Annotated in this window: 12 protein-coding genes and 1 pseudogene; 3 read left to right on the top strand and 10 right to left on the bottom strand. The window is 75.2% G+C overall.

Going from position 1 to position 11,580, the window contains the following annotated elements; genetic code table 11:
* Nucleotides 1–50: 50 nt before the first annotated feature.
* The 7 genes from NWP10_RS07635 to clpS are packed head-to-tail and all read right to left on the bottom strand — an operon-like array spanning nucleotide 51 to nucleotide 5,557.
* Nucleotides 51–1,202: an exonuclease domain-containing protein gene (locus tag NWP10_RS07635; protein WP_258300441.1), complete on the bottom strand. Its 1,152-nt coding sequence runs from the start codon at nucleotides 1,200–1,202 to the stop codon at nucleotides 51–53.
* Nucleotides 1,199–1,879, bottom strand: a complete 681-nt coding sequence (locus NWP10_RS07630; protein ID WP_258300440.1) for a non-canonical purine NTP pyrophosphatase — start codon at nucleotides 1,877–1,879, stop codon at nucleotides 1,199–1,201. Before NWP10_RS07630 ends, NWP10_RS07635 begins: the two co-directional genes overlap by 4 nt.
* A complete protein-coding gene (gene rph, locus NWP10_RS07625) occupies nucleotides 1,876–2,649 on the bottom strand; it encodes a ribonuclease PH (protein WP_017488814.1) in 774 nt (257 codons plus the stop codon). Before rph ends, NWP10_RS07630 begins: the two co-directional genes overlap by 4 nt.
* A gap of 22 nt (nucleotides 2,650–2,671) precedes the next feature.
* Nucleotides 2,672–3,487 carry an MBL fold metallo-hydrolase gene (locus NWP10_RS07620; protein WP_258300439.1) on the bottom strand — a complete coding sequence of 272 codons (816 nt, stop codon included), beginning with the start codon at nucleotides 3,485–3,487 and terminating at the stop codon, nucleotides 2,672–2,674.
* Nucleotides 3,484–4,425 (bottom strand): glutamate racemase, encoded by a 942-nt coding sequence (gene murI, locus NWP10_RS07615; protein ID WP_017488813.1) that lies wholly within the window; start codon nucleotides 4,423–4,425, stop codon nucleotides 3,484–3,486. Before murI ends, NWP10_RS07620 begins: the two co-directional genes overlap by 4 nt.
* The gene (locus NWP10_RS07610; protein ID WP_258300438.1) at nucleotides 4,422–5,186 is read right to left on the bottom strand and encodes a DUF2017 domain-containing protein; all 765 of its coding nucleotides are present in this window, start codon (nucleotides 5,184–5,186) and stop codon (nucleotides 4,422–4,424) included. Before NWP10_RS07610 ends, murI begins: the two co-directional genes overlap by 4 nt.
* A gap of 8 nt (nucleotides 5,187–5,194) precedes the next feature.
* A complete protein-coding gene (clpS, locus tag NWP10_RS07605; RefSeq protein WP_017488811.1) occupies nucleotides 5,195–5,557 on the bottom strand; it encodes an ATP-dependent Clp protease adapter ClpS in 363 nt (120 codons plus the stop codon).
* A gap of 63 nt (nucleotides 5,558–5,620) precedes the next feature.
* Here clpS and NWP10_RS07600 point away from each other — a divergent pair, with 63 nt between their 5' ends.
* The 3 genes from NWP10_RS07600 (at nucleotide 5,621) to NWP10_RS07590 (ending at nucleotide 8,439) form a co-directional block, all read left to right on the top strand.
* Complete coding sequence (locus tag NWP10_RS07600) at nucleotides 5,621–6,973, top strand: nicotinate phosphoribosyltransferase (RefSeq protein WP_258300437.1); 1,353 nt, start codon at nucleotides 5,621–5,623, stop codon at nucleotides 6,971–6,973.
* 3 nt (nucleotides 6,974–6,976) lie between these two features.
* Entirely contained in the window at nucleotides 6,977–7,669 is a 693-nt protein-coding gene (locus NWP10_RS07595) for an isochorismatase family protein (RefSeq protein WP_258300436.1), read from the top strand.
* Nucleotides 7,670–7,743: 74 nt separating this feature from the next.
* Nucleotides 7,744–8,439, top strand: a complete 696-nt coding sequence (locus tag NWP10_RS07590; protein WP_258300442.1) for an AAA family ATPase — start codon at nucleotides 7,744–7,746, stop codon at nucleotides 8,437–8,439.
* Nucleotides 8,440–8,530: 91 nt separating this feature from the next.
* On the opposite strand, the gene NWP10_RS07585 is transcribed toward NWP10_RS07590, so the two are convergent.
* The 3 genes and pseudogenes from NWP10_RS07585 to NWP10_RS07575 form a co-directional block, all read right to left on the bottom strand.
* Nucleotides 8,531–10,261, bottom strand: coding sequence for a DEAD/DEAH box helicase (locus NWP10_RS07585; protein WP_051039989.1), 1,731 nt, complete (start codon nucleotides 10,259–10,261; stop codon nucleotides 8,531–8,533).
* A gap of 82 nt (nucleotides 10,262–10,343) precedes the next feature.
* The gene (locus NWP10_RS07580; RefSeq protein WP_010079007.1) at nucleotides 10,344–10,688 is read right to left on the bottom strand and encodes a DUF3039 domain-containing protein; all 345 of its coding nucleotides are present in this window, start codon (nucleotides 10,686–10,688) and stop codon (nucleotides 10,344–10,346) included.
* 23 nt (nucleotides 10,689–10,711) lie between these two features.
* Nucleotides 10,712–11,580 (bottom strand): annotated as a pseudogene (locus NWP10_RS07575) (Tat (twin-arginine translocation) pathway signal sequence); the annotation flags it as partial.

The following is an 11,580-nucleotide window of genomic DNA, read 5'->3' as shown; positions in this document are numbered from 1 at the left end:
CCCGAGGGTCGGCGGCCGCCGGATGAGGACGCGGCCCGGAGGCCGCCCGCTCAGCGGGCGGCGGCCGGCCAGTTCCCGTCGAGCATCTGGAGGAACTCGCCCTCGGAGACGAGCGAGATGTGCTGGCCGCGCTCCCGGCGGCGCAGCGCGTCCCGGGTCTTGCGGTGCGCCAGCGCCGTGGTGACGGCCTCGCGGGTGCCGGGCGCGGGGGCCGGGCGGTCCAGGTCGGCGGCCTCGAAGCCGTCCCCCACCACGAGCATGGTGGTCGCGGCGCCCACCCGGTTGGCGGTCTGCGCGCCGAGCCGGGCCGCGCGGACCTTCGCCGTCTGACGGGACATGCCGATGCCGCCCGTGAACACCACGGTCTGCCCGTGGAGGGGGTGGCCCGGGTCCGCGTCCGGGTTGGGCACGGGGTTGGTGCCCTCGTCCGGCCAGCGCAGGAAGTCCGGCATGGCCCGCTCGTCCTTGAGCGGCACGCGCGCGTCGAACACGCCCTGCGCGCGCCGGGCCTGGCGGGTGGCCTTGGACTCGGGGCCCTCGCCGGCCGCCCGCTGCGCCAGGGTGTTCACCGTCAGCCCCTGGGCGCGCATCAGCCGGGGGACGTCGAACGGCTCGGGAAGGCCGCGCGCACCCGCCGGAGCCACCGCGGCCCCGTCCCCCGCCTCGGTGCCGAGCACGCGCCGGGCGACGTCGACGAGGATGGCCGCGCACGCCTCGGCGTCCGCGAGCGCGTCGTGGTGCGGGCCCGGGGCGAACCCGGCCTCGCGGGCCGCCGAGGGCAGCGCGTAGGAGGCCAGGTCGTAGACGCGGCGGGCGAGCACCAGGGTGCACACGAAGTCCAGGCGCGGCACGTCCCGGCCGGAGACCTCGAGGCCGGACTCGATGACGCCGACGTCGAAGCGCGCGTTGTGGGCGGCGAGCACGTCGGCGCCCACGAAGCCGGCCAGCTCGTCGTACACGTCCGCGAACCGCGCCGCGTCCAGCACCCGGTCCTCGGTGATGCCGTGGATGCGCACGTTGCGCGGGTCGAAGCGGTCGAAGCCGACGGGCGGCCGGATGAGCCACTCGGCCCGCTCCACCATGACGCCGTCCCTCACGCGCACGGCGCCGAGGGCGCACGGGGAGCCGCGGAACCCGTTGGCGGTCTCGAAGTCGATCGCCGTGAAGTCCAACCCCGGCACGGGGGCGAGCACGCCGCTCACGGGCGCGCGTGGAGCGCGTCCACCAGGTACGGCAGCAGGGCGCGGAAGGCGTGCCCCCGGTGGCTGATCGCGTTCTTGTCCGCGGCGGAGAGCTGGGCGGTGGACTCGTCCCGGCCGTCGGGGCGCAGGATCGGGTCGTAGCCGAAGCCGCCGTCGCCCACGGGGGCCCGCAGCAGGGTGCCGCGCAGGCGGCCGTGCTCCACGTGCTCGACGTGGATGGCGTGGGTGCCGCGCGCGTCCGCGGTGCTCGGCACCGCCAGGGCGGCGGCGCAGACGAACTCGGCGCCGCGGTGGGCGTCCGGCACGTCGGCCAGCTGGGCGAGCAGCAGCTCGAGGTTCGCCCGGTCGTCCCCGTGGCGTCCGGCCCAGCGGGCCGAGAAGATCCCGGGGGCGCCGTGGAGCACGTCCACGGCCAGGCCGGAGTCGTCCGCGACGGCGATCAGGCCCGTGTGGGCGGCGACCGCGCGGGCCTTCTTCAGCGCGTTCTGCGCGAAGGTGACCCCGTCCTCGACGATGTCCGGGGCGCCGACCGCGCCGGCGTCCACGACGGCGACGGAGGCGTCCAGGCCGGGCACGGCGCCCTCGAGGAGCTGGCGCAGCTCACGGACCTTGCCGGCGTTGTGGGTGGCCAGGACGACGCGGGCCCCCTCGGGCACGCCGGTGGCGGCCCCGCTCACGCCTGCGCCTCGGCGGACCCCGCGGCCCCCGCGAGGGTCTCGGCCTGGATGCGGGCGAGCTCGCCGGTGCCGGTGAGGGCCAGGTCGAGCAGGGTGTCCAGCTCGGCGCGGGAGAATGGCACGCCCTCGGCGGTGCCCTGCACCTCCACGAACTCGCCGGCGCCGGTGACCACCACGTTCATGTCCGTCTCCGCCTTCACGTCCTCCACGTAGGGCAGGTCCAGGACGGGGACGCCGTCCACGATGCCCACCGACACGGCGGCCACGGAGTCCTTGAGCACCTCGGCGTCCTTGCGCAGGATCCCCTCGCGGCGGGCCCAGGCCACGGCCTCGGCGAGGGCCACGTAGGCGCCCGTGATGGCGGCGGTGCGGGTGCCGCCGTCGGCGTCCAGCACGTCGCAGTCCAGGACGATGGTGTTCTCCCCCAGGGCCGAGAGGTCGATCACGGCGCGCAGGGAGCGGCCGATCAGGCGGGAGATCTCGTGGGTGCGCCCGCCGATGCGGCCCTTGACGGACTCGCGCTGGTTGCGCTCGTTCGTGGCGCGCGGGAGCATCGCGTACTCGGCGGTGACCCAGCCGGTGCCCTCGCCCTTGAGCCAGCGCGGCACGCCCTGCGTGAAGGAGGCGGTGCACAGCACGCGGGTGTCCCCGAACTCGATGAGGGCCGAGCCCTCCGCCTGCCGGGACCAGCCCCGGGTGATGGTGATGGGGCGCAGCTCGTCGACGGCGCGGCCGTCCGGGCGGGGGGCGGTGGAGGCGGGAGAGGTCATGGCCTCCAGTCTAGGGGCGCGCTCAGACCCCGTAGCTCAGCCCGGAGACCGCGACGGCCATGGGGCCCTCGTACGCCTCCCGGGCCTCCAGGACGGCCCGCTGGGGGTCGTTCCACACCGGCAGGTGCGTCAAGAGCAGCTTCTTCGCCCCGGCCTGCGCGGCCGTCTGTCCGGCCCGCAGACCGGTCAGGTGCACGCCGTCGATCCCGTCGTCCCGGCCCTCGTGGAAGGCGGCCTCGCACAGGAACAGGTCGGCGTCCCGGGCGGCCTCCACGAGCCCCTCGCACGCGTCCGTGTCCCCGGAATAGGTGAGCACGCGGGTCACGGTGCCGCCCTCGCCGTCGGGCTCGTCGGCCTCCACGCGGATCGCGTAGGCCTCGTCGATGGGGTGGCGCACCGGCACCGGGGTGAGCCGGAACGGGCCGAACCGCTCGGTGCGCCCGGGCCGCCACACCCGGAAGTCGAAGTCCTCGTGCATGCCCGGCTCCGGGTCCATGCCGTACGCCTCGGCGATCCGGTCCGCGGTGGCTGTGGGCCCGTACACGGGCATCCGGTCGCGGTGCCAGCCCTCCGGGTTCCAGCGGATGGCCACGTGCATGCCGCACAGGTCCATGCAGTGGTCCGGGTGCAGGTGCGAGAGCAGGACCCCGTCCAGCTCCTCGAGCTCGATGTAGCGTTGCAGCACGCCCAGGGACCCGTTGCCCAGGTCCAGCAGGATCCGCCACGTGCGCGGCGTGACGCCGTCCTCGGCCACGCCCTGCGCGGTGACGAGGTAGCACGAGGCCGGCGACCCCGGCCCGGGGAAGGACCCGGAGGCCCCGATCACGGTCAGCTTCACGTCTCACGCTCCTGCTCGGCGCCCAGGCGGGCGATGAGGTCGGGGGTCAGCTGGGCCAGGGCCGCGGTGGGGTACCGCTCGCGGACCGTGTCCAGGCGGCGCACGGCCCCGACCTCGGGGCCGAGGAACCGGCGGGCCAGGGCCTGGAAGTGCTCCGGGTCGCCCGTGGCGGCGAACCGGTGCCGGGTGTCCTGCCCGGAGCCGGCCGCCGAGTGCGGGTGCTCGAGGCCGAGGCGCACGAGCTCACGGTAGAGGTCCTTGGCGGTCTCCTCCGCCGAGGACACCAGGGTGACGTCCTCGCCCATCACCAGCGAGAGGGCGCCGGTGAGCAGCGGGTAGTGGGTGCAGCCCAGCACGAGGGTGTCCACACCGGCGGCGCGCAGCGGCTCCGTGTACTCCTGCGCGGTGGCCAGCAGCTCGGGCCCGGTGGTGATGCCGGCCTCCACGAACTCCACGAAGCGCGGGCACGCAGCGGAGGTCACCTGCAGGTGGGGGGCGGCGGAGAAGGAGTCGTCGTAGGCGCGCGAGCCCACGGTCGCCTGGGTGCCGATCACGCCGATCCGCCCGGAGCGCGTGGCCGCCACGGCCCGGCGCACGGCCGGCTGGATGACCTCGACCACGGGGATGCCGTGGCGGCCGGTGTAGCGCTCCCGCGCGTCGCGCAGCACCGCCGCCGAGGCGGAGTTGCACGCGATGACGAGGGCCTTGACGCCCGCGTCCACGAGCTCGTCCATGATGCCCAGGGCGAGCGCGCGGACCTGGGCGATCGGCCGCGGCCCGTAGGGGGCGTGGGCGGTGTCGCCCACGTAGAGGATCGACTCGTGGGGCAGCTGGTCCATGATGGCGCGGGCCACGGTCAGCCCGCCCACGCCGGAGTCGAACACGCCGATCGGCGAGGAGGCGCTCACCTCGGGCCGGGCCTGCGGCGGCGCGCTCACGCGTCGTCCCCCGCCTCGTCCGCGCCGGGCGCGTCCTCGTCCGCGCCCTCGGGCAGTTCGCTGAGCATCTCGGTCATCAGGGTCTCCAGCAGCCAGGTGGTGAAGTTGTAGAGCAGGGCCATCGTGGACTCGACGTCCTCGGCACTGCGCCAGTCGTCCACGGCGTGCACGCGATCGGCGTCCTCCTCCGTCTCCACGCCCAGGCGGGCGGCGAGGACGAGGCGCACGTCGTTGAGCGCGCGGCCGAACGCGGGGGCCTGGTGGTGCGGCACCTCCACCCGGGTGGAGCGCAGCAGCTCCAGGGCCAGGCGGGCGTCGGCGAGCTTGCCCTCGGACAGTGCGTCCTCGGTGAGGGCGCGGTGGGCGCCGCGCTCCTGCGCGTCGGCCTGCGGCATCGCCTCGGGCAGCAGCCGGGCGACGGCGGGGTCGGCCGGGGCGGCGCGGTGCGGCACCCGGTCCTGGCTCAGGTGCAGGCCGGAGACCAGCTGCCAGAAGGCGGCGTCCGCCTCGTCGAGCCCGGCCGCGGGGCCGGCGCCGGCCTCCGGGTCCTGCGGCGCCGGGGCCGCCGGGGCGACGCCAGCGCTCGGCTCCGGCGCGCCCGGGGCGTCCGCAGGGAGGTCGTCGGCCTCCGAGAGCACGTTCCGGCGGCGTCCCTCCAGCAGGGTGATGACGTCCTTGACCAGGCCGCGCAGCAGGCGCACCTCCGGCTTCTCCAGCTGCGCCGTGTACCCCCGCCGCGTCCAGCGGAACCGCTCTGCCATGGCCCTCCTCAGTCCTCGGCCTGCTCGAGCGTGGCCCACAGCCCGTAGCCGTGCATCGCGCCCACGTGCAGCTCCGCCTTCTCGCGGGTGCCGGTGGCCACCACGGAGCGGCCCCGCTCGTGCACCTCGAGCATCAGGCGGTGGGCCCGGGACTCGGAGTAGCCGAAGTGGGTGCGGAACACGTAGGCCACGTAGCTCATCAGGTTCACGGGGTCGTTCCAGACGACCACGTTCCACGGCCGGTCCAGGGCGAGGTCCTCGCGCGGACGCTCCAGCACGGCGGTGTCCGTGGCCCCGCCGGGGACGGCCTCACCGGGGGCCGGGCCGGCGGCGCGCGGCGCGGTCGGATCGTGGCTGGTCAACACGGACATGCCGGACAGTCTACGAGGCGGGCCCGCCAGGGCGTGGTCACACGGGTTCGCTAGGGTGGGCGCGTGAGCCAGAATCCCGTGCCCAGCGCCCTGCGGACCGCCGACGACTGGCGGATCCCCACGGCGCTGATGACCGACCACTACGAGCTGACCATGCTCCAGGCCGCGCTGAAGGCCGGCACCGCGCACCGCCGCTCCCGCTTCGAGCTGTTCACCCGACGCCTGCCCAGCGGCCGCCGCTACGGCGTGGTGGCCGGTGTGGGCCGCGCGCTGGAGGGCCTGTCCCGCTTCCGGTTCGACACGCCCGAGCTCGACTTCCTCGCGGACACCACCGCCCTCGACGACGCCACGCTGGCCTGGCTCGCCGACTACGAGTTCACGGGCGACATCGTGGGCTACGCCGAGGGCGAGGCCTACTTCCCGCACTCCCCCCTCCTGCAGGTGGAGTCGACGTTCGCCGAGGCGTGCATCCTGGAGACCTACCTGCTCTCCATCTACAACTACGACTCCGCCGTGGCCTCCGCCGCCTCCCGCATGACGGCCGTCGCCGACGGTCGCCCGTGCGCCGAGATGGGCTCGCGCCGCACGCACGAGGAGTCCGCCGTGGCCGCCGCCCGCGCCGCGGCCATCGCGGGCTTCACCGCGACCTCGAACCTCGAGGCGGGCCGCCGGTACGGCATCCCGACCGTCGGCACCGCCGCCCACTCCTTCACCCTGCTGCACGACTCGGAGCGCGCCGCCTTCGAGGCCCAGGTCGCCGCGCTCGGGGCGGACACCAGCCTCCTCGTGGACACGTATGACGTGGAGCAGGGCGTGCGCACCGCGGTCGAGGTGGCCGGCCCGGCCCTGCGGAACGTCCGGGTCGACTCCGGCGACCTCGTGATCCAGGCCCACCGGGTGCGCGAGCTGCTCGACGAGCTGGGCAACACCCAGACCGGGATCATGGTCACCTCGGACCTGGACGAGTACGCGATCGCCGCCCTGCGCTCCGCCCCCGTCAGCTCGTACGGCGTGGGCACGCGCCTGGTCACCGGATCCGGCGCGCCCACCGCCTCCATGGTCTACAAGCTCGTCGCCCGCCAGGACGACGACGGCACGTGGGTGGACGTGGCCAAGGCCAGTTCCGGCAAGGCCAGCCGGGGCGGCCGCAAGGAGGCCGCGCGCCGCCGCGACCGGCGGGGCCGGGCCACCGCCGAGGTGGTCGGCGTCAACCGCGGCGCCGCGCCCGACGCCGACGACCGTCCCCTGCTGCACCGTTTCGTGCACGCCGGCGAGCTGGCCGGGGGCTGGACCGGCCCCGAGGCCGTCACCCGCGCCGCCGAGCGGCACGCCGCCTCCCTGCGCGAGCTGCCCGCCTCAGTGGGCCGCCTGCAGCCGGGCGACCCCGCCATCCCGACCATCTTCCTGGAGGACTGACCCGTGGAGAACCTGAACCGCGCCCTGGTGATCGTGGACGTGCAGAACGACTTCTGCGAGGGAGGCTCCCTCGGCGTGGCCGGGGGTGCCGACGTCGCTGCCGGCGTCTCGGAGCACCTGGCCGAGCGGGCCGACGCCTATTCCGCCGTGGTGGCCACGCGCGACTGGCATGTGGACCCCGGCACGCACTTCGCCGCCGCCACGGGCGCGGAGCCGGACTTCCGCACCACCTGGCCGGTGCACTGTGTGGCCGGCACCGCCGGCGCCGAGCTGCACCCCAACCTGGACGTCGAGCACCTCGACGCCGAGTTCCTCAAGGGCCTGCACACGGACGCCTACTCCGGCTTCGACGGCCACCTCGGCGAGCCGGACGCGGTGCCCACCGGGGCCGCGGGCGAGCGCCCCTCCGGGACCGTCGGCCCGTACGGGGCCACCGCCGTGGCCGCAGCCGCCGTGGAGGCCGGCGCGCCCGGCCTGGACGAGTGGCTGCGGGAGCAGGGCGTGGACGCGATCACCGTGGTGGGCATCGCCACGGACCACTGCGTGCGCGCCACCGTGCTCGACGCCCTCGACGCCGGCTACGAGGTCACGGTGCTGACCGACCTGGTGGCCGGCGTCGACGAGGCGGCCGCCCAGGCTGCCCTCCACGAGATGGAGGCCGCCGGCGCCGACCTGGAGCTCTCCGAGGGACGCTGAGCATGCGGGCGGCGGCCGGCGGGGGCCCCGGGCCGGACCGCGCGGCGCTCGACCGGCTCGCGTGGCGCCTGCCGGTGCGGCGGGTGACCGAGCATCCGCGCAGCCCTGCCGATCGCGGCACGTGGCCGGCCACCGTCCCGGCCGTGCGCCATCTCCTCGACGAGGGGCTCGACCTGTCCGCCGCCACCGTCGTGGTCGGCGCGAACGGGGCCGGCAAGTCCACCCTCGTGGAGGCCGTGGCCGAGGCGTTCGGTCTCAACGCCGAGGGCGGGACGCGCAACGTGGTCCACGAGACGCGTCGCACGTCCTCGGACCTCGCGGAGCACCTGCAGCTCGCCCGGGGCGCCCAGGCCACGCGCGACGGCGTGTTCCTGCGCGCCGAGACCATGTACGGGCTGTTCACCTACTACGAGTCCGTGTTCCGGGGAGCGGACCACCACCGGCGCAGCCACGGCGAGGCGTTCCTGCAGTTCTGCGCCGAGCGGGCGGGGCTCACCGGCCTGTGGGTGCTGGACGAGCCTGAGTCGGCCCTGTCCTTCGACGGCTGCCTCGCGCTGATCGCCCACCTGCGGGACATCCTGGCGGACGGCTCCCAGGTGATCCTCTCCACGCACTCCCCCGTGCTGGCCGCCCTGCCCGGCGCCCGCATCCTGCTGCTGGACGAGCGCGGGATCACGCCGACCGAGTACGACGACCTGCCGTTCGTGTACCACCACCGCAGGTTCCTGGACTCCCCGCAGCGGTACCTGCGCCACATCTACGACGCGTGAGGCCGGGGCCCGGCGGTCGGCCGGGAGGGTGCGCCCGCCGGGAACGCCTCGGAGGCGGCCGCGCGCCGGGCGCCGCGCGGCCGCCGCGGGCTCATGTCCGCCCGACGAACCAGCCGCGCAGCGTGCTCAGCCGCTTCTCGAGCTGGTCGCGGCTGGCCTGGGCCACGGCCGGGCCGCCGGAGACCTCGCGGAGCCGGTTGTGGATCACCCCGTGCGGGGTGCCCGAGCGCGCGGACCACGCGGAGACCGTCTTGGACAGCTCGGAGCGCAGCTCCTTCATCCGCCGGTGGTCCACGACGTCGGCCGGCTCCTTCGCCGGGGCCTTCGGCCGGCGCTGGACCTGCTCGGCCTGGCGCTGGCGCAGCAGGGCGGAGACCTGCTCGGCGTCCAGCAGGCCGGGGATGCCCAGGAAGTCCTGCTCCTCCTCGGAGCCCACCGCGCCGCCGAGGCCGAACTCGCCGCCGTCGAAGAGCACCTTGTCGAAGCTCGCGCGGGACTCCATGGCCTCGAACTTCCCCCGCAGCAGCGCGTCCGAGCCGGACTCCTCGCGGTTGGCCTGCGCGAGCAGGTCCTCCTCGGGCGCGTCCTCGAGATCCTCCACGTCCACGCCGCCCTCCCGGCGGTCCAGGGCGTGGTCCCGCTCGAGCTCCATCTCGTTGGCCAGCAGCATCAGCTGCGGCACCGAGGGCAGGAACACGGAGGCCACCTCGCCGCGGCGCCGGGAACGCACGAAGCGCCCCACCGCCTGCGCGAAGAACAGCGGGGTGGAGGTGGAGGTCGCGTACACGCCCACGCAGAGGCGGGGCACGTCCACGCCCTCGGACACCATGCGCACGGCCACCATCCACCGCTCGTCCGAGGCGGCGAACTCCTCGATGCGGTCCGAGGCGCCCTTGTCGTCCGAGAGGATCAGCGCGGGCCGCTGGCCCGTGAGCGCCTCGAGCTGGGCGGCGTAGGCGCGGGCGTCCTCGTGGTCCGTGGCGATCACCAGGCCGCCGGCGTCCGGCACGCCGCGGCGCACCTCGGAGAGGCGGCGGTCCGCGGCGCGCAGCACGGCCGGGATCCACTCGCCCTTCGGGTCCAGCGCGGTCCGCCACGCGGAGGCCGTGATGTCCTTCGTGGCGGCCTCGCCGAGCTGGGCCTCCATGACCTCGCCCGTGGACGTCTTCCAGCGCATCTGACCCGAGTACGCCATGAAGAGCACGGGGCGCACCACATGGTCCCGCAGGGCCGGGCCGTAGCCGTAGGTGTAGTCCGCCTTCGAGCGGGACAGCCCGTCCGGGCCGTCCACGTACTCCACGAACGGGATGGTCGAGGTGTCCGAGCGGAACGGGGTGCCGGTGAGGGCGAGGCGGCGTGCGGCCGGCTCGAACGCCTCGCGGATGCCGTCGCCCCAGCTCAGCGCGTCGCCGCCATGGTGGATCTCGTCCAGGATCACGAGGGTCTTGGCGGCCTCGGTCCGGTTGCGGTGCAGCACGGGCTTGTTGGCCACCTGCGCGTAGGTGAGGGCGACGCCCCGGTACTCGGAGCCGTGGCGGCCGTCCGCGTTCTTGAAGTTCGGGTCGATCGCGATGCCCACGCGGGCGGCGTTGTCCGCCCACTGGCGCTTGAGGTGGTCGGTGGGGGCGACGACGGTCAGCCGCTGCACGACGCCGGAGTCCAGGAGGATCTTGGCCACGCGCAGCGCGAACGTCGTCTTGCCCGCGCCGGGCGTCGCCACGGCCAGGAAGTCCTGCGGGCCGGTCTCGAGGTACTTCTCGAGCGCCTCCTGCTGCCACTGGCGCAGCTTGGGGGCCGTGCCCCACGCGGCGCGCTCCGGCATGGCGGGGGGCAGGTCCTCCCCGATGTGGAAGAGGTCGTGCTGGACTGCGCCGTCCGGGGTGCCGCTCGTCAGGGAGCGGCCGTCAGCCACGGCCGCGGCCTCCGAACCAGCCACCGCGCTTGCCGCCGCCGTCGCCGTCGCCGCCGTCCTGCGGCTCGCGCAGGCCCTCGTAGATCTCCTTGCACGTGGGACACACGGGGAACTTGTTCGGGTCCCGGCCCGGCACCCACACCTTGCCGCACAGGGCGATCACGGGGGCGCCGGTGACGGCGGACTCCGTGATCTTCTCCTTGCGGACGTAGTGGGCGAAGCGCTCGTGGTCGCCCGGCTCGATCTCCTGCCGCAGCTCCTCACGCTCGAGGACGGACGTGCCGCCGCCGGCGGGCGCGAAGGGGTCGTTCAGGTCGGGTTCGCCGGTCACACTCATGCCGGACAGTCTAGCCGCGCGCCTCAGAACGCGGCCACGGCCTGGTAGGTCTCGGCCTGCGCCCGGTCGTACCACGCGGCCCCCATCCGCACGCCCAGCCACAGCGCCACGGCGCCCCAGGCCAGTCCCACCGCGAGGGTGGCCCACCCCCACACGGCCGACTGCGTGACGAGCGCCACCACGAAGGGCACGACGACGGGCACGGCCAGCGGGACGACCACGAGCATGGCGGCGCCCTGCACGAGCATGATCCGCAGGGTGGCGCCCTGCGGCGTCTTGAACGGGCTCTCCCCCGGCTTCGGCACCGGGTACACGAACCGCGCCGAGACGAACGCGGACATCGCCGCGGTGACCCCGAATAGTCCGAGGGTCAGTCCCAGCAGGGCCGGCAGCAGGTCCCACCGGCCGGCGGCGGCCGTGGTGGCCACGGTGAGGACCACGAGCGCGGGCACGCCCCAGCCGGCCAGGCCCATGACGCGGCCCCAGCGGTCGTCCGCCCCGCGCACCCCGGAGACCACGTGCAGGTGGAACGCCGTGTGGTCGTAGGCGATGTCCGCGGAGATCGAGTAGGCCAGCGCCCAGGCGGAGACGGGGCCGAGCATCGTCAGCATGCCGAGTCCCGGCCCGGCGTCCCCGCCGGCGGTGGAGGCGAACCAGAGGACCGCGGCCAACACGGGGATCATCACGAGGCCCGCGGCGTACCGCGGATCGCGCAGCCAGTAGCGCTGGGCGCGGGCCGCGATCGCGGTGCGCGGGCCCGTGGCCGGCCGGCCCAGCCAGCGCAGCGGGGCCCCGTCCGCGCTCTCGGCCTCGCGGGCGGAGCCGCCGCCCACGGCCACCGGCTCCACCGTGCGGCGCACGGCCAGGTGCCACAGGGCGAGCGCCGCGAGGC

Origin of the sequence: Micrococcus sp. HG099, from assembly GCF_024723355.1 — a bacterium.
GTDB lineage: Bacteria > Actinomycetota > Actinomycetes > Actinomycetales > Micrococcaceae > Micrococcus > Micrococcus endophyticus.
Note: the sequence above shows the minus strand (reverse complement) of the source record. Positions and strands in the feature narration are given on the sequence as shown.